This window comes from Anaerosphaera multitolerans (assembly GCF_004006535.1).
Classification (GTDB): Bacteria; Bacillota; Clostridia; order Tissierellales; family Peptoniphilaceae; genus Anaerosphaera; species Anaerosphaera multitolerans.
This window is the reverse complement of the sequence record NZ_RLIH01000008.1, coordinates 24,555-48,900: the sequence shown is the minus strand read 5'-3', so window position 1 is coordinate 48,900 and position 24,346 is coordinate 24,555. Positions and strand designations below refer to the sequence as shown.

The window sequence follows — 24,346 nt, the reverse complement described above, 5'->3', positions numbered from 1 at the left end:
AAATGAGAAAATATAGGAAAAGAGAGCATATAGAAAATTATCTCCGCACGACGTATATAGGAAATCCAATGTTTGAAGATATTTTTTTATATCACAATTCTCTTCCGGAAATAGACTTTAATGAGATAGATACTTCAGTAATGTTTTTGGATAAAAAAGTGGATTTTCCCTTGTTGATAAATGCAATAACAGGTGGAAATGAATTTTCTCAGGATATTAATAATTCGTTGGCTCGTATTGCAAAGAATTTTAATATTCCAATGGCTGTGGGTTCTCAAACTATAGCCTTGGAAGATGAAGACACTGCTGAATCCTTTCAATGTGCCAGAAAGACCATAGGAGATGGAATTTTATTGGCAAATATAAATGGACATTCCACAGTGGAAGATGCTAAAAGAGTGGTGGAGATGATAGATGCCAATGGAGTTCAAATTCATTTAAATCCTGCCCAAGAGTTATCTATGGAAGAGGGAGACAGATCCTTTAAAAATATACTTTCGAATATAGAAAATATAGTAAATGAAGTAGACGTACCTGTAATTGTAAAAGAAGTCGGTTTTGGTATATCAAAGGATGTAGCTAAAAAGCTCTATTCAGTTGGAGTTAAATATATTGATATATCCGGATTTGGCGGAACAAATTTTTTAGAAATTGAAAATTTAAGAACTCCGGAAAATGATCTATCAGAGTTGTATAGTTGGGGAATCCCTACGGCAATGAGCTTAATTGAAATAAGTGCCCTTGAATATGATGACCTTGTACTAATAGGTTCAGGGGGGATTAAAAACGCCTTGGATTTAGTAAAGAGTATAGTTTTAGGAGCATCTATTGCTGCAATAAGCGGTGAATTATTAAGTTATTTAATCCATGGCGGGTATGAATATGCTTATAAGTACGTTGAGGACATAATTTATAAAACGAAGATGATTATGCTTTTAACAGGCGCTAAAAATATAGAAGAACTTAAAAATGTAAACTATAGAGTTACGGGAAAACTAAGAGAATTAGTGGATTACGATAAATGATTTAAATGCGACTTAAGGGTCGCTTTTTTATTGTAAATAAATTTGTTAAATAGCTAAATTATTTTATTAGAGTTATAATATTCATAGAAATACATTTTGAAAGGGGACCTTTATGAACATAGAAAAATATTTAGATGAAAAGGAAATTCTAAGTTGGAGAAGATGGTTTCATGAGAATGCTGAGATGTCTTTTAAAGAATATAATACTTCTGCCTATATTGAAGAAGAGCTTAAGAAAATAGGTGGTATAGAAATATTAAAGCCGACACCTACCAGTGTAATAGGTGTGATAAAGGGAAATGACAAAGGAAAGACTGTAGCTTTAAGAGCAGATATAGATGCATTGCCAATTGAAGAAGAGTCAGATGTGGAATTTAAATCTAAAAATAAAGGTGTAATGCACGCCTGTGGTCATGATACCCATGCTGCCATGCTTTTAGGAGCGGCTAAAATTCTTGCAAATAATAGAGAAAGTTTAAAGGGTTCAGTTAAACTTATATTTCAACATGCTGAAGAGTCACCTCCGGGAGGAGCGGTAGAAATTGTAAATTCTCATATGGTTGATGACGTTGATGAATTTTACGGCCTACACATAATGCCGGGAATGTCCGTTGGATATATTTTATCTAATGAAGGACCAATAATGGCATCTTCAGATACTGTTACTATAAAAATTCAGGGAAAGGGAGCTCATGGTTCAATGCCTGAAAAGTCCATAGATCCAATTATGATAGGCTCAATGATAGTAATAAATGTAAATCAGATTATTTCCAGAAATGTAAATGCTTTTGAAAAAGCAGTAATTAGCTGTGGTGTTTTTAATTCGGGAACTGCTGAAAATATAATACCCGATACTGCTAATTTAAAGTTTACAGTTAGAAATTTGTCTGAAGAGACAAGGGAACTAATAGAAGTGAGATTTAAGGAAATTGTAGACGGAATATGTAAGGCAAATGGTGCAACTTATGAATTTGAATATATGAAAGGCTATGATGTAAATATAAATAGCAAGGAATGTGTTGATAAAATTAAGAAAGCTGCAGAAAAAGTTGTGGGCAAAGAAAATTATATGGATGTACCTCAGCAAATGGGTAGTGAGGACTTTTCATTTTATAGAAGAATTGCGCCAAGCGGCTACTTTATACTAAGTGGAGGTAGTGCAGAAGAGGGATATGAGTATGTAAACCATCATCCTAAATTTAAAATTGATGAAAAAGCCTTTGTATATGGTGTGAAGATGCACGTGGAATTGGCTTTATTGGGATTAGAAGATTAGAAGCGACTGAAAAGTCGCTTTTTTAATATTAAGCAGCTAGGTATTGTGATTTTTCCTTTGAAATTATAGTTTTAAATAATTGATAGAAATCAACTGTTTATAAGGAATGAATTAGATTTTACTATATAATTAAATATTTAAAACTTAAGTTGCAATGAAATATTATTGCAACTTGTTTTAAAATATCCTTGACAAGGAAAGTTGTCATAGCTATAATATATGTAAAGTTAACTTGTCAAAAAATCAAATAAAGTTTACAAAGTGTATAACTTATTTGTCAAAGGAGATAAAAATGCATTTAAGGAATAATTTAAAGATGTATAGGGCAAGAGAAAATATAAATCAACAGGAAATGGGAAAGATGGTAGGAGTTTCTAGACAGACTATAAGTGCCATAGAAAGAGGAGATTATTCTCCCTCTGTAACACTTGCCTTGGAAATAGCTTATTATTTTAAAGTTCCCCTTGAGGAAATATTTTACTTGGAAGAAGATTAATTTATTTTGGAGGAAGAGATGAGTAAAGATAAAAAAATATTATTAAAATTTATTGCAACGGTAATAATATCTGCAATAGTGGGCGGGTTTTTTGGCTTTTTTGCCGGTGCAGTGCAGAATTTAAGTGTAAGTGAATTTTTAATTATGAATTTTTTAAAATATGGACCCTATGGATACTATGCTTTAATAGGAGTTTCATTTCTAAGTAGTTTATATTTTTTATTAAAGTCGAGGGGGATTATTATAGATATAGATAATTTAGATGATAGCCAGTTTGAATTAAAGTATAAAATAGCGGAAAATTATATAGAGAAACTTGGGATTTTATCAACTATTAGTACAGCTCTTGTATTTGCACTATATATTAGTTATATATTATCAATTGTGATTGAACCGAACTATTTACAAGTATTAGATCCTTTAACTATAACAATGCAGTTTATTATTTTTCTCTTATATCAATTATTTATAAGTAAAAAAATTGTGGATTACAATAAGAAATTAAATCCGAAAATACAGGGCAATGTACTGGACTCTAAGTTTTTAGATGAATATTTAAACAGTTGTGATGAATTTGAAAAGATGCAAATATATAAGGCTGGATTTGAGGCATATAGGAAATTAAATGGAATAATTCCTTTGTTAATAGGAGGGATTTTTATAATAGCAATGGCAATAAAGGGAGGTATTTTAGCCATATTATCTCTAACCTTTGTTTGGATAATTTTAACCTTGTCTTATTATACAGGAGTTAAGAAAAGTAGGTGAAAAATGGATTTAAAATATAAAAAAACTTTAAGGAAAATTATTGTATTTGCTTCAATTGCGTTTCTAATTTCAGTAGTGGGATCTTATTTTTGGGCAAAATCAAATAGTGAAGTAATAGGAAGTATACTTGGGAAAACTATAAATGGAATAATGAATAATTTAGATACTAGTAGTTTCAAGAATTTTGGGGTGTCTTTGTTTTTAAATAATATACGAGCTGTAGCAGTAATGACAGTAATGGGATTTATACCTTTTTTATTTATTCCAATATTCTCACTTATATTAAATGGTATGATAATAGGAATGCTGCCGGTACTAATTCAAAGAGATTTTTTAAGGTCAATGGTATTTGGAATTTTACCTCACGGGATATTTGAAATACCGGCATTGGTTTTAGGAGCTTCTTTAGGTACTATGCTATGTATAACTTTAATTAAGAAAATTTTCAGAAGAGATGCTGTGGAGATTAAAGTTTTATTAAAATATATATTAACAACCTACTTAAAGAAAATTATTCCGCTTTTAATAATTGCCGCTGTAGTTGAAGCCTATATTACTCCTTTGATTTTAATGAAAGTAAATTTTTAGAGGTCCTAAGACCTCTTTTAATTTACAATTATTTTTGGCGAGAACCTGAAGGATTTCCCAGTAAGGCTCTGTTAAATGTACTTACTATATTAACTTCTTCTGGACTTGACCAAAAGATTGGAATGAAGTTTTTCTTATCAATATTTAAGTCATCGCCTAATTTTTCAATGTCATTATAATTTATGGAAAAAGAAACTGCATAGATTATAATTTTTTCTCTTTCTCCTTTTGAAAAGTTTTCAGCCTTAAGATTTTTATTTAACATTGATTGGTATATTTTATTGTATATATTAAATTGCTCCTTGCCCAAAGTTGGTCTTTTAAATAAAGTTACAGTTGATAAGATGAAAAGCATAATGGAGAATAATATATTAATTAATGCTATCTTAGTAGAAATTAGGGCATAGATTGAAATGGAAAGAGCTATTATAGAAAATAAAGCAGAGAAAATCGAGTAGGTGAAATTTGAAGATTTTTCAAAAAGCAATCCCTTTTCCACAAGCTCACTTTTAATTAAATTTAAATATTTATTAAAAAATTCATTAAACTCATTTGGAGATTTTTTTCTATATGAGTTTAAATTTTCGGTACTGAAACTATCTCCGTCTCCAAATTTAAAAATATTATCATATAAAAATTTTTCATCTTTTGACATAGGTGTTGTTATAGGATTTGTCTTTTTAAAAATGTAATTTCTTCTTTCTTTGCCCTTTGAATTTAATTTATTTTCAAAAGTTGAATTTAGAATTCCTCTTCTTTCCCAATCTAATATTGTAGCCAAGATAAATTGTTCAGGTTGAAAATTTCCCTTTATTAAAGTTCCTATTTGTGCAGGATTTAATTTTAAAGCTGTTTTATTTACGGGTAAATTTAATCTGTCCAGACTTTTGAACTTTTTAAATTGGAAATAAATAAAAAGTAGCAGTAGTAAAAAAGTTCCCAGAACTAAAATATTTAACTGAAAGGGACTTAGTATAAAGTTCTCTTTTGATACTAAACTATTTTCTTTTACAGATAAAGTATTTAAAAATAAAGTTGTAAATAATCTCATAATCCACCTCGGATAAATTATATCATAAAGTTATTAAAGAATTTATTAGGGTATAATAAAATGGAAGGAGGCTAGCATATGTTATATGATTTAATAGTATTGGGAGCAGGACCTGCAGGACTTACTGCTGGACTTTATGGCGCAAGAGCAAAGTTGAAAACTCTTGTAATAGAAAAAGGTATAGAGGGAGGTCAGATTTCAAATACAACTGACGTAGAAAATTATCCGGGAACTCCAAATATTTCAGGCTTTGAACTTTCTCATACAGTGAGAAAACAGGCGGAATCTTTTGGAGCTGAGTTTGTATCTGATGAAGTTATAGAGGCTGATCTTAAAGATAAAATAAAGAAAATAAAGACTAAAGAAAAGGAATATGAGGCGAAAACTGTAATAATAGCAACAGGTGCAACCCCGCGAAAGCTTGGTTTTCCCGGTGAGGATATTTTTGAAGGAAGAGGTATATCCTATTGTGCAACTTGTGATGCTGCTTTTTACCAAGACTTTGACGTGTATGTAATAGGCGGTGGAGATTCTGCGGTGGATGAGGCTTTATTTATATCTAAATTTGCCAAAAAAGTTTACATTGTTCATAGAAGAGATGAACTTAGAGCAGCTAAATCCCTTCAAGACAGAGCCTTTAGTAATGAAAAAATCGACTTTATTTGGGACAGTGTAGTTGAGGAAATAAAAGGGGACAAAATAGCTGAAGAACTTGTGCTAAGAAACTTAAAAACCGGTGAACTTACAAGTATAAAACAAGCTGATGGACCTTTTGGAATATTTATTTTTGTAGGATTTATTCCTGAAACTCAAATTTTTGAAGGGCAAATTGAAATGGAAAAGGGCTATATTAAAACCGATGAAGATATGAATACCAATATAGAGGGTGTTTTTGCAGCGGGAGACCTTAGAGTAAAGAACTTAAGACAAGTAGTAACTGCAACTGCTGATGGGGCAATTGCGGCTGTAAATGCGGAAAAATATATAGCTGAACAAGAGGGAACTGTATATAAGGCCTTTGAAGAAAAACAAATATAGAAAGAAAAACTCATCTCCGAAGAGGTGAGTTTTTAATTGTATTTTTCTCCTGTCATAGTTTCAATTATTTTAATAACTCTTGTAGGAGTTTCAATTGTATAGGTTCCCGGTTTAAATTTATAGAAACAACCAAGCTTTTTACATTGTGCGGCAAAAGCATCGGCAGATTCTATTATTCCCATTTTTTGTAGTTTTTTTCCTACAGCATCTGCAGCAGCACCCTCACTTATTTCAACTTCAAATTCTTTAGATTGAGTATTTGTAAGGATTAAAATTGTATCTCTTATCTTAGAGTCTTTATTTATTTCGTAAGTACCACGTACAAATTTATTTTCCAATCCCATATTGTAAGCTAAATTTTTAAAAGCATTTAAATCTGTCATTAATTTTTTATCTATGAGTTCTCTTCCAATATCGTCAACAGTGGCCTCTTGAGGGATTGTAACTTGTACCATGTTCTTGGATACGGTATCTTCCACTACGGGAAGAACTGCCTGTGTTTCTTCATTTTTAACAAATAAACTTTTAATATCATTATATGTCTTATTGAATTCATCTTTAATAGTAAAGGTAATTTTAGATTGCGCTATATTTTGCATATATAAGGTATCCATTTTCCATTTTATAAGGAAACCTAAAATAAAAATTACAAGTAAAACAATTAAAATTCTAACTATTTTAAAGAAGAAATCAGCAATTGCATTAAATATTTTCAAAATAATCTCCTTCTTAAAAGTAATCTCTTTCACAAATAATGTGAATATACTATATTATAACAAATAAGTATAGAATTGTCTGTAATAGGCATCATCTATTAAATCACAATATTAATTAAAAACGCCCCACAATTAATCTATAAAATCAAATACTAATTTAGGAAATTTAATAATAAGTTGGTATTTAATAGACTTTTAATATTATAACAGAAATATAAAAAATTTTTCAAATATGGGGAAAATAATTTAAGAAAGTAATTTATCTAATAATTTCATTTTAAGGTAAAGTTAGATTTGAAATTAAGTCACATATAATAATGGCTAATATACTTACATATTAAAGATAAGGCAATAAATATTTGGCGAAGAGGGCTTTTTAAATTAGAACAACTTAATACTTTGTAAAAATTTATAGATAAAATTAAAAAATTACTATTATTTAGTCTAAAGGAGCTATTTAATGTTAAAATATTAATATAATTTAGGAAATGAGGAAAAAATTTGAAAGAAATTATTGTAAATGAAAATGATTCGGGACAAAGAGTAGATCGATTTTTAAAGAAATATTTAAAAAAGGCCTCTTTGTCCTTTATATATAAAAATTTAAGGAAGAAAAATATTACTTTAAATGGTAAGAAAACAACTCCTGAGACTCTTTTAAACAGTGGAGATGTATTAAGATTATACTTTAGCGATGAGACTTTGGAAAAGTTTATAGAGGATAAGGTAAATTTTAAAAGCAAAAAATTTCCAAGGGTCATTTTTGAAGATGAAAATATAATTCTTTTAAATAAGCCTGTAGGTGTACTTACTCATAACGATAAAAGAGAATTTGAAACTAATATGGTGGATATGATGATTGATTACCTAATAGCTAGAGGGGAGTTTAATCCCAGAGCAGAAAAGACCTTTAGGCCTGCTTTAGTAAATCGATTGGACAGAAACACCTCAGGTATATTGATTGGAGCTAAAAATGCTGCAGCTTTGCGAATTTTAAACAAAGCTATGAGGTTAAACAACATAGAGAAGTATTACTTGGCTTTAGTATATGGTAAAACGCCAAAACATTTTAAAGATGAATCCTACTTGGTAAAAGATGGAGATAAAAATAAAGTTAAGGTTCAAAAAGTAGAAGTTGAAGAGGGGAAATACTCTAAGACGATTTTTAATACAATTGCTTCCACAGTGGATTATAGTCTATTAAGCGTAAATTTAATAACCGGGAGAACTCATCAAATAAGAACGGTTTTAATGAGTAAAGGTTTCCCCATTGTTGGAGACAGAAAGTATTTTAAAGGAAAGGACAATGAGTTATTTAATAGAAAATATTCCTATGATAGTCAATTTTTACACAATTATAAAATAATTTTTAAAGACATAGAAGGGGAGTTAAGTTATTTAAAAAACAAGACTTTTTATTTAAACCTTCCAGCAAAGGAAGAGGATATTATAGAGGATATTTTTAAGGATAGAAATATTTGGAGAATGTGATGAAGGACATATACTTATTAAATTTAAGCGCAGAGAATGAAGAATTATTTAAAATAGTAAGTGAGAATATTAAAAATTCAAAAAAAATTGTATATATAGTTCCTACTGCAGCCTCAATTGAAAATAAAAAGAACTTTTATATTGAAAAGTTAAGGGGATTTTCAAATGTTAACTTTTGTACCTTTGACAATCTCAGATATGAAAATAGTGAAAGATTGTTAATTGATGATGTTTTCAAAGGCTTTATTTTAGGGAAAATTTTAAGAAAGAAGAGATACAAAAATTTAAAATATTCCAAAGGCTTAATTGAAGTGATGTTGGATTTTATTAACAAGGCAAAGGAAAATGTAATAAAACCTGAGGTCTTTTTAGAATCTGAAAATGAAATTTTAAGGGAAGTGTCAGATTTATATTTAAACTATGAGAAATTTCTAGAGGAAAACAGATTAACAGATGGAATAGAAATTAAAGAAACCTATAGGGTAGATGCTGACTTAATAATTGTAGATGAGTTTTATTCCCTAAGTGAAATAGAATATGACTTAATGGAAAAGCTTTCAAAGAACATTGATGTAATTGTAAATGTACCTTATTTTTTATCTGATTTACAATTAGCTAGGTCAATGGTTAATAGATTTAAGAAAATGGGATTTAAAGAAAAGGACTTAAGAGATAATTGTAGTATTTCAAGCTTTGTAGTGGAGAGAAAGAATATAGGCAGCATCTCTTTAATTTCAAAGGGTGGCGAGGAGAACTTAAGAGAAGTATTTAAAGAGATAAAAAAGGATGTAATTAATGGGGGAAATAGCAAGAGCACTGCCCTAATCCCCTTTTCCTCAGAGCTGGACTCACTTTTAAAAGTTGCTAAAATGGAAAATATACCTGTAAATTTGTTAATGGGGGTACAAAATCAAGGAGTACTTATAAAAGAATTTGTAGATTTAATAAATTATCTCCAAGACCAAAGTCGTGAAAACATTTTAAAGAGGATAAAATTAAATTATTTTAAAATAACTGATGCTATAGAGGAAATGGAATATGAAGTGGCAAAGCTCAACTTTAATAATCTCAGCGAATTAATTGAAAATACATCTATTACTATTAATATAAAAAACGAAAATCTTTCTGAATTTATAGATTTATTGGATAAACTTTCACAATTACCAAGTAATAATTTATCATTTGGAGAATATAGTGATTTTTTCAAAGAGTTAGTGATAAATGCCAAGGAAGAAGTTTATGAAAATTATCAAAAAACTGAAAATATAGATATTCTAAAAAGAGATATTGGAGCCGTTGATTTTTTAATGGGAATATTTGAGAGAATAGAAGTCTTTGACAAGTATTTTATCGGAAATAATTTTTTAAATTACTGTGAGTTATTGTTAAGTTATATTGAAGGTTTTAACTATAGAGAAATAAACGATTATGCACCTGATGTCTTAGGTGTGGAACAGGCACTGGGAGTTAAGTTTAAGAAATGCTTTATTTTAAACTTAGATTCCAAGTACCCCAATGTAAAGGGTAAAAATTTTATTTTTGCGGCTATGTCAAAGGAAGAACTGGATTATTTTCCGGAGGAAGGCGAGGAGTTTATAGCTGAAAAAAGTTTACTCTTACTTTTAAATATTGTAGGCAACTCAAATAAGACTTATGTTTTAGAGGAAAGTGAAGATGTAAGTATTTACTTTGAACTATTTGAGGGGGCAGAAAAAATAGATAATGAAAAAGAGAGTACTCTTTTGGAACTATCCTTAAGTTTATTAAGAGATTTTGAAATTGAAAGTTTAGAAATTGCAAATGGAAAGGGCGAAGATTTTCTTAACTATAAGGAAATTTTAAAGAAAGTAAATTGCACGCTTTTAGATAAAGAACCTAAATTAAGCGACAATGCTAAAATAAAGTTAAATAACCATATTAAGAAAAGAAGTTTTGCAGTTTCGGACTTTGACGTTTATGTGGAGTGTCCCTATAAATATCTTTATTCAAGGTTAGTTGCCGTTGAAGAGATGAGAAGAGAATATGAGGATGAATTTTACTTAGATATGGGTAATTTTTATCACAAGGTTTTGGAAAGATATTTTAGCGCTTATCCAATGGAATTAAATAAAGATTATTTAGAGCATATAGTAAGAGTTGAGCTTTTTAAGGATATTCCTTTAGAAGTTGAACTTGGCGGAATAGATAAAATAAAATATGAAAATGTACTGTCTATTTTAAAGAGTTTTATTGAAATGGATCTAGCTGTTAGAGAAAATTTTATTCCCTATAAATTCGAAGTGCCAATAGAGCTAAGACTAGGAGAGATAGTAATAAAGGGTAGGATTGATAGAATTGACAGAGATGGAAATTTAACTCTTTTAACGGACTATAAATCAAGTAGGGCAATATCCATTGGCCAGATTAAAAAGGGTGAGGCTTTCCAACTGCCGCTTTATATTATGTCTCAGGGAAATGGTGTAGTAGGGGCACGCTACGGTATTATTAAAAGCGGTGAATACAAAGATGTTCTAGTTCAAGCCGGACACTTGACAGGGAAATTAAAGGAAGGTCAATTGGAAGAGATTATAGAACATTCAAAGAATAAAGTAGAGGAAATAATCAATTTAATAATAGCTGGAAATTTTAAAAGGAAGGATAGAGATTTAATTAAAGGCGATGAATGTAAAAACTGTGAGTATAGGGATTTATGTAGGCAGGTGATTTTGTGAAATTAAATGAAAAACAACAAAGTGCAGTAGATACCTTGGACAGAAATCTTTCCTTAACAGCAGGAGCAGGTACGGGAAAGACGAAAGTACTTACTGAGAGGTTTATAAGTATTTTAAAGAATGGAAACTTAACTGAGGGCAAGGAATATGACGAAGTGCTTTCCATTACTTTTACAAATAAAGCTGCCGATGAAATGAAAATGAGAATTTTAAAGGCTCTTTCGCAGGAAAAGGGAGATGAAAAGTTTAATAGGCTCCATAGAAATTTTCCTTTAGCTCAAATTTTTACGATTCATGGTTTTTGCACTTCTTTAATTAAGAAATATCCTCTCGTTGCAAATTGCGATCCTCTTTTTACTGTTGCTGAAGATAGAGAGGCAAAAGTACTTTTAGAGGAAGCGGTGGCAGAGACGGTAGGAAAGTTTAGCGAGGATTTACGAATATATGAACTGCTTTTGGAAAAAGGTTATTTAAATTTTAATGAACTAAGTGATACTTTAATTACTCTTTACTATACAATGAGAAATAAAAGTTTAAACGTGGATTTAATTAAAGAGCGAAATAGAAAATTTAACGATGGCTTAAAAAAAGGAAACTTTAATAAATTAAAATCCTTACTTTTAGAATATTATGAACTTAAACCTGGTTCGAAATTTAGAGATTTTTATGAGAGTGAAACTACACAGACTTTTTTAAAAGAAGAGAGTTTGGATTGTCTTTTAGAAATTGAAAATAATTTAGGGAGTTCTAAAAAAGAAAGAGCAATTGAGTTAAGAGATGAGATAAGTAGAGAAATTGTAAACTTGAGAAGTGTCTTAGAGAGGGGCAACTATAAATATTATGAGTTAATAGTTGAAATGTTGGGCGATATTGTAGAAAGCTATGAAGATAAAAAAAGTCAAAGAGCTCTTTTAGACTATGATGATTTACAATTAAAAGCTTTGGAGATTTTAAAAAAGGGATACGGTAGAGAATATAAGTATATTATGGTTGATGAATTTCAGGATACCAACTCCTTTCAAGTAGAGATATTAAAAGCTCTTACTGACAATTTTTCTCAAAGTGTAAACTTATTTGTAGTCGGTGATGAAAAACAGGCGATTTATAGTTTTAGAGGCGGAAATGTGGAACAGTATAGGAGTTTTACAGAAGAACTAAAATTTAAAAACGGCTTGGAAATTGATATGAATATAAATTACAGAAGTTCAAAAGAGCTTTTGGAATCCTTTAATAGCATATTTTTAAATTTGATGGGAAAGGATAAGTACAAGTCATTAGAACCTTATAATACAGAGGGTAAAAAAATAAAGACGATTTTTTTTGAAGGTGAAAGTGAAGAGAGGGTAATTGCAGCTTGTGTAGTAGATTTGATTAAATCAGGAGAAAGTCCGGAAGATATTGCAATACTCTTTAGGAAAAAGAAAAATATAGGAAAGTATGAAAATGAACTTTTAAAATCCGGAATTAAAGTAAACAACACTGCTCAAAGTTTTTTTGAAAGGACTGAAATAAGAGACGTTCTCTCTCTTCTTAAGGCAGTGTCAAATAAAAGGGATTATTTAAGTTTTTTAGCTTTTTTAAAAAGCCCAATGGTTGGGTTAAATGAAAATTCCATTTATTTAATTGGAACTTACCTAGTTGAGAAGGGGGATTTAAATTTTGACTTAAGTTTATTAGATTCCGGTGAAGAAAAACTGTACAGTGAGGGCATTAGAAAATTAAAAGAACTTAGAGATTTAAAAAATGTAAGTTTACTTGGAGAATTGGTTTTGAAATCTTTGGAAATCAACAGATGTTTTGAAATAGCTCAAGTTTGCTTTGGCGATTTTGCTGTGGAGAATTTAAATAATTTAGTAAATTTGGCTTTTCAATTTCAAGAGGAAAACTCCAATAGTTTGGTGGATTTTATAGATTATGTAAAAACGGTGGAACTTGATACTCCTCCTAGAAGGGGAGAGGTTAATCTTGTTACAATTCACAAATCCAAAGGGCTTGAATATAAAACTGTAATAATTGCAGAAATGGACGCAGATTTTACTAAGGGTATTTCCTATAAGTTTATTCAACTTGGAAGTAAGGGATTGGGAATAAATATAGATAATAGAAATTCCAAGTATAAAGAAGTACTTTGGGAAAATAAAGCGGAACAAATTGAAGAAGAGGGCAGAATACTTTATGTGGCAATGACTAGAGCAATTGAGAATTTAATTTTACCGGTGGGAAATAATAGTAAGTTTAAAGTAGAAATTGATGAAAGTAAAGATGATAAAGATAATAAAGATAATTTAATAAGTAAAGAGAATAGCTATCTTGGTTTAATAGAAAAATCTCAATTTAATGATTTTGAAAAAACGGAGTTTAATTTAGAAAACAGTAGAGAAATTTCTACTGAAGAAAAGTCTCTATCAAAGGTTTTGAATTTAGAAAAAGATACCTTAGTAAGAGAGTCATATATAGATAGGTATAAGACTTTGAGATTTTATTCGGCATCAAGTTTTATGGCTTTTAAAAAGAGTCCGGAGCTTTTCTATAGAACTTTTATATTAAAGGAAGATGTGAAGCTGGAAGAGGGATATGTCTATGAAAATGAGTTGTTGGATCCCATTGTCAGAGGGAATATAGTTCATAAATATGCCCAGTTACATCCAAAAGATATAGATGAGTTTATAAGTAATGAGCTTTTGTTTTATGGAATAGCCGGAAGTGAAAAAGTAGTGGAACTTTTAAAGGCTCAGTTTAAAAATTATGATGTGGGTCTTAAGGGTGAGGTACTTCATAGTGAATATGAATTTTATTATTCATTAAATAATGGAGTGATACACGGATATATTGACCAAGTGAGAAAGGTGGGAGGAGAAATTGAAATTATTGATTTTAAGTCCACCTACAACTATGGTGAGAAAGTTATAAAGTACTACGAGCCGCAGTTACAAATCTATACAAAGGCCTTTGAGGAAATAAGCGGTGAAAAGGTTAGTAGAGCAAAACTGATATTCTTATCTGACAATAAAGAATACAATGTGGATATTTCTAAAAATGCTCTTAACTATGTCACTATGGATTTTGAAAACTTTATAGATTTTGTTGAAAAACATAGGGATTTCAAATATTATAATAGATAATGGGTATCAATTAAAAGAGGTGATATGGTGAAACAAAAATATGATGTAAGCGGAATGACATGTTCTGCATGTCAACTTGCCGTTGAAAAAAGTGTAAATAAATTGGAATCTGTCAGTGACGTTAGTGTGAATTTAATATCTAATACGATGTCAGTGGAGTTTGACGATTCAAAAATCAGCAACAACGATATTATAAAAGCTGTTGAGGCTGCAGGCTATGGCGCGGCAATTAAAGGCGAAAGTCAAAGTGCCGGGAAAGCCATGGATAGAGAGGATCCTTATGAGATTGAATTGGCAAAGATGAAATACAGATTAGTGTACTCACTTATCTTTATGATTCCGTTGTTTTATATTGCAATGGGTTCAATGATGGGATTACCTCAACCGGCTATTTTAACAGGGACTGAAAATGTATTGATAATGGCACTTACTCAAATACTTTTAACTATACCGGTTATGATTATAAATTCCCAATTTTATAGAATTGGATTTAAGGCATTGATGAATAGAATGCCCAATATGGATTCTCTAATTGCTTTAGGTTCTTCGGCAGCCTTTATATATGGAATAATGGTAATGTATAAAATGGCTTACGGTTTCGGTCATGGAAATATAGAAGAAGTGGCTCATTTCGGTCATGATCTATACTTTGAATCTACTGCAATGATACTTGTCTTAATTACTTTAGGTAAGTATTTTGAGGCAAGGGCGAAAAAAAGGACGTCAAGCGCCATTAATTCATTAATGGATTTAACGCCTAAGTTTGCCACAGTGGAAAGAGATGGAGTTCAAGTTGAGATACCCATTGAAGAAATAGTAATAGGCGATGTAATTTTGGTAAAACCCGGCAGCAACATACCTGTAGATGGTAAAATTATAAGCGGTCAAACAACTATTGATGAGTCGGCTCTTACAGGGGAAAGTATTCCTGTTGAAAAAAGTGAGGGCGCCAGTGTTATGGCGGCAACTACTAATAAAACGGGATTTATTAAGTTTGAAGCAACACATGTGGGAGAGGACACTACAATTGCAAAAATCATTGAGTTAGTAGAGGATGCAAATACTACTAAGGCTCCAATTGCAAAATTAGCTGATAAGATTTCAGGTGTTTTTGTACCGACAGTTATTGTAATTGCAATAATAACTTTTATAACTTGGATGGTGAAATCGGGTAATCTGGACACCTCAATTTCAATGGCTATTTCCGTATTGGTTATAAGCTGTCCTTGTGCTTTAGGTCTTGCAACACCGGTGGCGATAATGGTGGGAACAGGAAAGGGAGCGAAACTGGGTATTCTCTTTAAGTCTGCAGAGTCACTGGAAAATTTACACAATTCCGAAGTTGTCTTATTGGATAAGACGGGAACTATTACTACAGGAGAGTTTAACGTAAGAGAAGTGGTTTCCAATAAGTTGAGCAAAGATGAATTTCTAAAAATTGCAGCTTCAATGGAAAAAAATTCCGAGCATCCCTTGGCAAAATCCATAGTTAGATATGCAGAAGAGCAGGGCTTGGAAATTGAAGAGGCAAAGAATTTCAAAGCTCTTGCAGGATTAGGTGTAATTGCTGAAGTAAAGGGCAAAAATTATTTAACAGGAAATTTAAAGTTAATGATGGAGGAAGAATTTGATACTTCTGAATATGATAACTATATTGAAGAGTTTTCTGCCAAGGCCTATACAACTATTTACTTTGCCGATGAAGATTCGGTTATAGGTATTATTTCTCTTTCAGATACTTTAAAGGACAGTTCTAAGGAAGCTGTAGAGGAATTAAAGTCCATGGGAATTAAAGTTGCCATGGTAACAGGAGATAATAAGAAGACAGCTGAAACTCTAGGAGAGCAATTGGGACTTGATGAAGTTTACTCTGAAGTTTTACCTGCACAAAAGGAACAAATAGTTAGAGAGCATATTGAAAAAGGACAGAGAGTTTGTTTTGTAGGAGATGGAATTAACGACGCTCCTTCTTTGGCAAGAGCTGATATAGGCGTGGCTATAGGAGCAGGAACAGATATAGCAATAGAATCTGCAGATGTAGTTTTAATTAAGTCCAGCTTGTTGGATTTAATTAATGCCATAAAACTTTCAAAGGCTACAATTAGAAATATAAAACAAAATCTATTTTGGGCTTTCTTTTATAACACCATTGGAATTCCAATTGCAGCGGGATTGTTCTTTAATAGTTTCGGTTTAAAGTTAAATCCAATGTTGGCAGCTTTTGCAATGAGTTTATCATCATTATTTGTGGTGACAAATGCATTAAGATTAAATTTTTTTAAAGGGATTTCTGCAAAATAGATTAAATTAATACAAATTAGGGTACTCTTAACATAGTAGGATTACCTTTTTCGCGAAGACATTCTAAAAATTTTATATTAATTTATTAAAGTAAAGGGGATAGTTATGGATTACAAAAATGAGTACAATGAGAAATTGATTACTGCTGAAAAAGCCGCATCTTTCGTTAAAAGTGGAGACTATGTTGATTATGGTTGGGCAGGACAAACACCGGTAGCTATAGATAAAGAACTGGCAAAGAGAGCCGGAGAGTTAAAAGATGTAATAGTAAGAGGCGGAGTGCTTTTAGCAGTTCCTGAAATATTTAAAGCTGATCCTAATGGAGATTCCTTTGTATGGTTTTCCTGGCATGCGGGTGGTCCTGATAGAGGAAGAATAAATAATACCGATGGAGGATTTTATATTCCTTTAAGATATTCCGAATTGCCGAGATTGTATAGAGAAAACAGCAAAGTTGACATTGCCTATTTAGTTGTAGCTCCAATGGATAAACACGGTTACTTTAATATGGGATTAAACGCTTCTCACCTAATGGCTGTAATTGAAACAGCGGATAAAGTAATAGTCGAAGTTAATGAAAACTTGCCAATAGCTCTTGGCGGTTTTGAAAATGAAGTTCATATTTCCGACGTTGACTTTGTAGTTGAAGGAGATAATCCACCAATGGCTGAACTGCCTGCAGGTTCCTTTGGTGAAGTAGATAAAAAAGTTGCAGAAATAATTGTAAATGAAATTCCCAACGGTGCATGTATACAATTGGGTATTGGCGGAATGCCAAATGCAGTGGGTTCATTAATTGCCGAATCCGACTTAAAGGATTTAGGTGTGCACACTGAAATGTTTGTAGATGCTTTTGTGGACTTATATAATGCTGGAAAGGTAAACGGTTCAAGAAAAAATATTGACAGATTTAGACAAACTTACGCCTTTGCAGCCGGAACTAAGAAATTATATGATTTTATAGATAATAATCCTCAATGTATGGCGGCACCAGTTGACTATACAAACGATGCAAGAATAATTTCTAAACTTGATAACTTTGTATCTATAAATAATGCAGTTAATGTGGATTTAGTAGGACAGGTTTCATCAGAAAGTTCAGGATTTAAACATATATCCGGAGCTGGTGGACAACTTGACTTTGTACTTGGAGCTTATTTGTCAGAGGGTGGAAAGAGTTTTATATGTCTGTCCTCAACATTCTTTAATAAGAAGACAAACCAAGAGGAGTCAAGAATAGTGCCTAATTTTGAAACGGGAAGTGCCATAACAGTACCAAGACCTATTACTAACTATATCGTTACAGAACATGGAATGTTTAATGCGAAGGGTAAATCAAACTGGGAGAGAGCAGAGGGAATTATAAATATTGCTGCTCCTCAATTTAGAGATGAACTTATAAAAGAAGCGGAAAAAATAGGTATTTGGAGAAATTCAAATAAGAGATAAAAATAAAGGGGATTTTCCCCTTTATTTTTATTTGTGCTATTAAGTTAATTTATAGTACTTAAAGTCTCATCAATAATTGATTTCCAATTTTCTTTGTCATTAGAACCCACTATTATGTTGCCAATTAAATTTCCTTGAGAATCTATAAAAATAGTAGTTGGGAAGCCTTGGATTTTTCCGTCTATATAATTTGAATATAGGTCATTGTTGGGAATTATATTTGTAAAAGAGACATTATTCTCAGCTATTAAAGTTTTCGCTTTAGCCATATTATTATCAGAACCTTCAAAAGTATCTCCAATAATACCTATTATTTGAAAGTCCTCTTCATTATATTCATTATGCAATTCAGCTAAGTCAGGCATTTCCCTAATGCAAGGTCCGCAAAAAGTCGCCCAAAAATTCACCATTGTCACTTTTGAATTTTTAAAGATGTCATTTGTTATTATTTCTCCATCAATAGACGAAGCATTTAAATCTATTGAAGTATAACCTAACAATTCCTCATAGATATTCATGTCTTCTAAGGAGTCGTTGGTAGTATTACCGGAACTATTAGACGTATTAATAGTGTTCTCCTTATTATTACAAGCGACTAGCCCAAGTGTTAAAGTAAAGATTAACAAAAGGGAAAGTCCTTTTGATTTTAAATTTCTTATCATTATTACCTCCAAGTATTTATACTATAAGTTTAAATCATTACAGGTGTAATTATACGATAAGAAAAGTTAAATTTAAATAACAAATTCTTAATAAAGATTTAAAAGTTTCTATTATAAAATTTTGGTACAATAGGTGTGGAGGAAATTTATGAAAGTTTTAATTACAACTGATGTATTTAAACCGCAGATTAATGGAGTGGTTACTTCTGTTTTAAATTTATATGATGAATTAAAGAAGATGGGAGTGGACGTAAAGATACTGACCCTTTCAAATACTTTGAATTCCCGTAGGGAAGGGGACGTATACTATGCCGGTTCTTTTCCTCTTAAAGTTTATCCGGACATAAGGGCATCTCTACATTTAAATAGGGATATTTTAAGAGAGTTAATAGACTGGAGGCCCGATATAATCCACACACAATGTGAATTTTCAACTCTTATATTTGCAAAGGTCGTGGCGAAAAAAACCAAATGTCCCATAATCCACACCTACCACACCATGTATGAGCACTATGTAAGATACATTATAAAATATGATAGAGTGGGTAAAAAATTAGTATCTGTGGGAATGAAGCAATTGCTAAAAAAGTGCAATTGCATAGTGGCACCTACTAGAAAGGTAAAGGTTGCCTTAAAAAAATATAATTTAACAAATAAAGTTGCAGTAATACCGACGGGAATAGACTTATCGCTTTTTAATCGAGAAGTTGAAGAGGGAGAAATTGAAAAGATTAAGGAAAAATATGGAATTGCAAAGGATAATTTTATAATTTTATCTTTGGGAAGAGTTGCTGCAGAAAAAAATATAGATGAGTTAATAGATTTCTTTGGAGAAAGCTTTGAAGATAAAAATAAGTTTACCTTGTTGATAGTTGGAGATGGACCTTACAAAAGCGAACTGGAAAAGAAAGTTAAAAATCTTGGGTGTATTAACATAGTTTTTACGGGAATGATTTCACCTGAAAACATCTATAAAATTTATAGGATGTCAGACGTCTACGTATCGTCATCAAAAAGTGAAACTCAAGGACTTACTTATATTGAGGCAATGGCAAATTCCCTACCCCTTGTTTGTAGAAAAGATGATTGTCTGGAAGAGATGCTTAAAAATGGAGTTAACGGTTATTATTTTAATAACAGAGAAGAATTTACAAAGGGAATAAATAAAATTTTTAAAAATAGAGATTTAAAAGAAAAGATGTCTAAAAACTCGAAAAGTATTTCCGTCAGGTTTTCAAAGGAATACTTCGCAAGCAGTATATTTTCCCTATATAAAGAAATTATTATGAACTATAGGTACATTCCCATTACTAAAAGGGGATACTACAAATTAAGAAGCACTTTTAAAAACCTATACAGGTTTTAATAAATTAATATGAATTGGAATTATAAAATAAAAAATAAAACCTATGTGAAGTTTTATCTTCAGATAGGTTTTAATAAAATAAAATATTTTAAAAGTTATACTAATTTTACTTGGTGGTAGATTTTCTTTCCTTTTTGAATTAAAATCTTATCCTCAGAAAAATCATCAACAGTTATTGTCTTTTCAAAGGATTTAACTTTTTCACCGTCTATGGATATTCCATTTTGCTCAATAAGTCTTCTACCTTCAGAATTACTTTTTATTAAATCTAATTCTCTTAATAGTTCAATAATGGATTTTCCTTCTTCAAATTCAGCTTTGGAGATTTCTGTAAAAGGTATGTTTTCTGAATCCGCACCACCGGCAAATAAAGCCTTTGAAGCTTCTCTGGCCTTATCGGCCTCTTCGGCACCGTGGACTAACTTTGTAACTTCATAGGCCAAGATATCCTTACCTTCATTTATAGCTGAACCTTCCAGCGCTCCTAATCTCTTACATTCATCAATTGGAAGGAATGTAAGCATAAGCAGGAATTTTTCCACATCTCTGTCATCAATATTTCTCATATATTGATACAGTTCATAGGGTGAGGTTTTAGTTTCATCTAACCAAACAGCGCCCTTTTGAGATTTACCCATTTTAACTCCGTCAGCAGTGGTTAGAAGTTTAAAAGTCATGGCATAGACTTTATCGTGTTCAATTTTTCTAACTAAATCATATCCGCCTAAAATATTTGACCATTGATCTGAACCGCCCATTTGTAACTTCACGCCGTGTTTTCTGTAAAGTACAAGATAGTCATAGGATTGCATTAACATATAACTGAATTCAAAGAAAGTAAGACCATCTTCCATTCTGTTTTTATAGGAATCCAATGTAAGCATCTGGTTAACTGAAAAATGAACGCCTATTTCTCTCATAAAATCCAAGAAGTTTAGGTCTAAAAGCCAGTTGGCATTGTTTTCAATAATGGCCTTGTTGTCCTCAAAATCTAAAAATCTTCCAAGTTGTTTAGCAAAACAAGCGGCGTTATGGTCTATAGTTTCTTTTGACATTACCATTCTCATATCGGAACGTCCGGAAGGGTCGCCAATCATAGTGGTCCCACCGCCTAAAAGGGCAATTGGAACATGGCCGTGTCTTTGCATTCTCATCATTACCATAATTTGAATGAAGTGACCTATAGTTAAACTGTCAGCAGTTGCATCAAAGCCAATGTAAAACTTGACAGATTCTTTACCGAGTAGCTCTTTTAACTCATCTTCATAGGTGGCTTGTTCAAAGTAGCCTCTTTCCACCAATTCATCAAATACGTTGTCGTGCTCTAATTTGTAGTCTATCATAAATTAACCTCCATAAAAAAATAACTACGAAGTTGAAAGGACGCATTCGTGGTACCACCTTTCTTTGCTCGTAGCCTCTTACTGTTTAAGCACAGTTTCTTTAAGACTCCAGTATTGTAATTCGGCATTAAGCCTACTGTATACCTTCAAAGTCCCTATGAAATTAAATACAATATATACTATTCAATTTTCTTTGTCAACAGTAAAATATTGCTAAATATTGATTTTAATGTGGAATTTTAAAGGTTAATACCTTAATATTTATATAGAGGTGTAATTATGAAAGTACTTATTTTTAAGGATAATTACTCAAAAATAGAAAAATCCGGTGTGGGTCACGCTATCAGACACCAGGAAAGAGCTTTAAGTAAAGCGGGAGTGGAGACGACCTCTGATCTTCATAGTAACTTTGACTTAGTACATATTAATACTGTATTTCCAAAGTCCTATATACTTGCAAAAAAATCAATAAAAAAAGGAATTCCGCTAGTCTACCATGCACATTCAACAGAGGAAGATTTTAGAAATTCCTTTTTATTTTCTAATTTACTAGCTCCCCTTTTTAGAAAATGGATTATTAAGTGCTATACTACTTCAAATTTAATACTCACCCCTACAGAATATTCAAAAAAAATATTAAAGGGTTACGGTATTAAAGAGAGAATAGAAGTGTTGTCAAATGGAATTGATTTGGATTTTTGGAAAAGTAAACCAAATGATAGAGAAGTATTTGAAAAAAAATATAAATCTAAGGGAAAGAAAATAGTTATTTCCGTAGGACTATATATTAAACGAAAGGGAATTTTAGATTTTGTTGAACTTGCTAAAAGATTACCTCAGTATGAGTTTTACTGGTTTGGATATATGGATTTAAATTTAGTTCCAAAAGAAATTAGAGATGCTGTAAATTCAGATTTAGATAATTTACATTTTCCGGGCTATGTTTCAAGTAATGAACTTAGAATGGCTTATAGCGCCTGCGATTTATATTTTTTTCCTACCTATGAGGAAACAGAGGGGATAGTTTTACTGGAAGCTCTTGCATGTAGGGCAAAGACTTTAATAAGAGATATTCCCATATATGAAGATGATTTTGAAGATGGAGTAAATATTTATAAAGGAAACGATGTTAATGAATTTGAAGGAAAAATTGTGGATATAATTGAAGGTAATTTAAAGGATTTAACAGAAGAAAGCTATAAAATAGTAGAAGAAAGGTCCATTGAAAATGTGGGCTTAAGATTAAAGAAATTATATGGAGAGATTTTAAATGTTGGGAATAGATTTAGTGAAAGTTGACAGAATAGAAAAACTTTATTTGAAATATGGAGATGCCTTTTTAAAAAAGATTTTCAGCGATGAAGAAATAGAGTATTTAAAGGGGAAAAATTTCAGAGTTGAAAGTATTGCGGGAATGTATGCCACAAAAGAAGCTGTCTCAAAAGCATTAAATACAGGTATTGGGAAAACTACTTTTAAGGATATAGAGATATTTTATAAAGATAATTCACCCTATGCTAAAGTAGGAGATGAATTATTTAAAGTAAGTATTTCTCATGATGGAGGCTTTGCTGTTTCAACGGCTATTTCAAATTCGGTGTCGTCTAGAACTTTGTTTAAAGGAGTTTTAAAAAAGAGAGAAAAGCAGACGCATAAAGGAAGTTACGGTAAGGTAGGAATTGTTGCAGGTTCAAAGGGAATGTGCGGAAGCGCCTACTTAAGCTCAAATGCTGCCTTGAAAACAGGTAGTGGGCTTGTTTATAATGTAGTTCCCCAAAATATTTTAGATATTATGAGTATAAAACTTATTGAACCTATTGTAAAATCTTTTAGCAACAGTGTTTCAATGGTGGAATTTTTAAATGGATTGGATGCGGTAGCTATTGGACCGGGGATTGGATTAAATGAAACCAGCGCAAATGTATTTTCAAAAGTTTTGGCTTTAGATAAAGTTCTAGTAGTAGATGCTGACGGACTTACTTTACTGGCTGAAAATTTACATTTATTAGAAAACAGAAAGCCTTTTACAACAGTTTTAACACCCCATTTGGGAGAGTTTTCAAGACTTACTAAAAAGGAAATTTCGGAACTTGAAATAAATAAAAAAGAACTTGCAATAGAATTCTCAAGGAAATATAATTGTTTAACACTGCTAAAGGGTAATAATACTATAGTTACCAATGGGAAAGAAGTTTATGTAAACAGTACCGGAAATCCCGGAATGGCAACGGCAGGATCTGGAGACGTTCTAACTGGTATTATAGTATCTTTATTGGGAAGAAAATTAAATCCCTATAAAGCAGCCTGTGTTGGCAGTTATGTCCACGGATTGGCCGGTGATTATGCAAGGGATGAAGTTGGCGAGGAGGGAATGGTTGCAGGCGATATATTAAACAATATACCGAAAGCCGTAACTCAAATCATTTGACATTTTAAGTCAGTTTAACTTATAATGTTAGGGATCTCTTAATCTCAAAAGGATGCGATGGAATGCTAATAAAAAGAGGAGATATTTTCTACGCAGACCTTTCTCCTGTAATAGGATCAGAGCAAGGTGGAGTGAGACCCGTTGTGATTATTCAAAACAATGTAGGTAATAAGTATTCACCCACTATTATTGTAGCAGCTATAACGTCACAATTAAATAAAGCGAAGTTGCCTACTCATGTAAATGTAGATGCAAAGGGGGTTCCTTTGCCTAAGAACTCTGTCATTCTTCTAGAACAGATAAGGACTATAGACAAAAAGAGATTGAGGGAAAGGATAGGCAAGTTCCCTGAAAATATTATGACGGAAATAGACAAAGCTATAAAGGTTAGCTTAGATATTACATAATGGAGCAAGGTTACATATTAAGGCTTTCATATTATTGAAAGCCTGTTTTTTCTGTGTTAATATGATCTTTTTCATAGTATAATTAAAAGAGCATAAAAATATAAATTA

At 31.4% G+C, this 24,346-nt stretch carries 19 protein-coding genes; 15 read left to right on the top strand and 4 right to left on the bottom strand.

What is annotated here, in order from left to right:
• The first annotated feature begins 2 nt into the window (after positions 1-2).
• From fni to EF514_RS06555, 5 genes are all read left to right on the top strand, one after another.
• Positions 3-1,025 (top strand): type 2 isopentenyl-diphosphate Delta-isomerase, encoded by a 1,023-nt coding sequence (fni, locus tag EF514_RS06575; protein WP_127724640.1) that lies wholly within the window; start codon positions 3-5, stop codon positions 1,023-1,025.
• A 112-nt stretch (positions 1,026-1,137) separates the two neighbouring features.
• The gene (locus EF514_RS06570) at positions 1,138-2,301 is read left to right on the top strand and encodes a M20 metallopeptidase family protein (protein WP_127724639.1); all 1,164 of its coding nucleotides are present in this window, start codon (positions 1,138-1,140) and stop codon (positions 2,299-2,301) included.
• A gap of 292 nt (positions 2,302-2,593) precedes the next feature.
• The gene (locus EF514_RS06565; RefSeq protein ID WP_127724638.1) at positions 2,594-2,797 is read left to right on the top strand and encodes a helix-turn-helix transcriptional regulator; all 204 of its coding nucleotides are present in this window, start codon (positions 2,594-2,596) and stop codon (positions 2,795-2,797) included.
• An 18-nt stretch (positions 2,798-2,815) separates the two neighbouring features.
• Entirely contained in the window at positions 2,816-3,565 is a 750-nt protein-coding gene (locus tag EF514_RS06560; protein ID WP_127724637.1) for a DUF3169 family protein, read from the top strand.
• A gap of 3 nt (positions 3,566-3,568) precedes the next feature.
• Positions 3,569-4,153: a stage II sporulation protein M gene (locus tag EF514_RS06555; protein WP_127724636.1), complete on the top strand. Its 585-nt coding sequence runs from the start codon at positions 3,569-3,571 to the stop codon at positions 4,151-4,153.
• A gap of 28 nt (positions 4,154-4,181) precedes the next feature.
• Here EF514_RS06555 and EF514_RS06550 read toward each other — a convergent pair whose 3' ends face one another.
• The gene (locus tag EF514_RS06550) at positions 4,182-5,204 is read right to left on the bottom strand and encodes a DUF2207 family protein (protein WP_127724635.1); all 1,023 of its coding nucleotides are present in this window, start codon (positions 5,202-5,204) and stop codon (positions 4,182-4,184) included.
• Positions 5,205-5,282: 78 nt separating this feature from the next.
• Between EF514_RS06550 and trxB the strand changes: the two genes are divergently transcribed.
• Entirely contained in the window at positions 5,283-6,242 is a 960-nt protein-coding gene (gene trxB, locus EF514_RS06545) for a thioredoxin-disulfide reductase (protein WP_127724634.1), read from the top strand.
• A gap of 32 nt (positions 6,243-6,274) precedes the next feature.
• On the opposite strand, the gene EF514_RS06540 is transcribed toward trxB, so the two are convergent.
• A complete protein-coding gene (locus EF514_RS06540; protein ID WP_127724633.1) occupies positions 6,275-6,958 on the bottom strand; it encodes an endolytic transglycosylase MltG in 684 nt (227 codons plus the stop codon).
• A gap of 501 nt (positions 6,959-7,459) precedes the next feature.
• Between EF514_RS06540 and EF514_RS06535 the strand changes: the two genes are divergently transcribed.
• The 5 genes from EF514_RS06535 to EF514_RS06515 all read left to right on the top strand — a co-directional run bounded on the left by EF514_RS06535 (position 7,460) and on the right by EF514_RS06515 (position 18,032).
• Positions 7,460-8,449: an RluA family pseudouridine synthase gene (locus tag EF514_RS06535; protein WP_127724632.1), complete on the top strand. Its 990-nt coding sequence runs from the start codon at positions 7,460-7,462 to the stop codon at positions 8,447-8,449.
• Complete coding sequence (locus EF514_RS06530; protein WP_127724631.1) at positions 8,449-11,160, top strand: PD-(D/E)XK nuclease family protein; 2,712 nt, start codon at positions 8,449-8,451, stop codon at positions 11,158-11,160. The genes EF514_RS06535 and EF514_RS06530 overlap by 1 nt, the downstream gene beginning before the upstream one ends.
• Positions 11,157-14,282: a UvrD-helicase domain-containing protein gene (locus tag EF514_RS06525; protein WP_127724630.1), complete on the top strand. Its 3,126-nt coding sequence runs from the start codon at positions 11,157-11,159 to the stop codon at positions 14,280-14,282. Before EF514_RS06530 ends, EF514_RS06525 begins: the two co-directional genes overlap by 4 nt.
• Positions 14,283-14,306: 24 nt before the next feature.
• Positions 14,307-16,583, top strand: coding sequence for a heavy metal translocating P-type ATPase (locus tag EF514_RS06520; RefSeq protein ID WP_240649023.1), 2,277 nt, complete (start codon positions 14,307-14,309; stop codon positions 16,581-16,583).
• Positions 16,584-16,688: 105 nt separating this feature from the next.
• Complete coding sequence (locus tag EF514_RS06515; RefSeq protein WP_127724629.1) at positions 16,689-18,032, top strand: butyryl-CoA:acetate CoA-transferase; 1,344 nt, start codon at positions 16,689-16,691, stop codon at positions 18,030-18,032.
• Positions 18,033-18,076: 44 nt separating this feature from the next.
• Here the strand turns inward: EF514_RS06515 and EF514_RS06510 are convergent, their stop codons facing one another.
• Positions 18,077-18,694, bottom strand: coding sequence for a TlpA family protein disulfide reductase (locus EF514_RS06510; protein ID WP_127724628.1), 618 nt, complete (start codon positions 18,692-18,694; stop codon positions 18,077-18,079).
• Between the two features lie 148 nt (positions 18,695-18,842).
• On the opposite strand from EF514_RS06510, the gene EF514_RS06505 reads away from it, so the two are divergent.
• Positions 18,843-20,060 (top strand): glycosyltransferase, encoded by a 1,218-nt coding sequence (locus EF514_RS06505; RefSeq protein ID WP_127724627.1) that lies wholly within the window; start codon positions 18,843-18,845, stop codon positions 20,058-20,060.
• A gap of 95 nt (positions 20,061-20,155) precedes the next feature.
• On the opposite strand, the gene tyrS is transcribed toward EF514_RS06505, so the two are convergent.
• Positions 20,156-21,403 (bottom strand): tyrosine--tRNA ligase, encoded by a 1,248-nt coding sequence (gene tyrS, locus EF514_RS06500; RefSeq protein ID WP_127724626.1) that lies wholly within the window; start codon positions 21,401-21,403, stop codon positions 20,156-20,158.
• A 279-nt stretch (positions 21,404-21,682) separates the two neighbouring features.
• Here tyrS and EF514_RS06495 point away from each other — a divergent pair, with 279 nt between their 5' ends.
• The 3 genes from EF514_RS06495 (at position 21,683) to EF514_RS06485 (ending at position 24,238) form a co-directional block, all read left to right on the top strand.
• On the top strand, positions 21,683-22,702 hold the full coding sequence (locus EF514_RS06495) for an LTA glycolipid anchor biosynthesis glycosyltransferase, IagA/BgsA family (RefSeq protein WP_127724625.1): 1,020 nt from the start codon (positions 21,683-21,685) through the stop codon (positions 22,700-22,702).
• Complete coding sequence (locus EF514_RS06490; protein ID WP_127724624.1) at positions 22,674-23,831, top strand: NAD(P)H-hydrate dehydratase; 1,158 nt, start codon at positions 22,674-22,676, stop codon at positions 23,829-23,831. The genes EF514_RS06495 and EF514_RS06490 overlap by 29 nt, the downstream gene beginning before the upstream one ends.
• A gap of 62 nt (positions 23,832-23,893) precedes the next feature.
• On the top strand, positions 23,894-24,238 hold the full coding sequence (locus tag EF514_RS06485; RefSeq protein ID WP_127724623.1) for a type II toxin-antitoxin system PemK/MazF family toxin: 345 nt from the start codon (positions 23,894-23,896) through the stop codon (positions 24,236-24,238).
• The last annotated feature ends 108 nt before the right edge of the window (positions 24,239-24,346 follow it).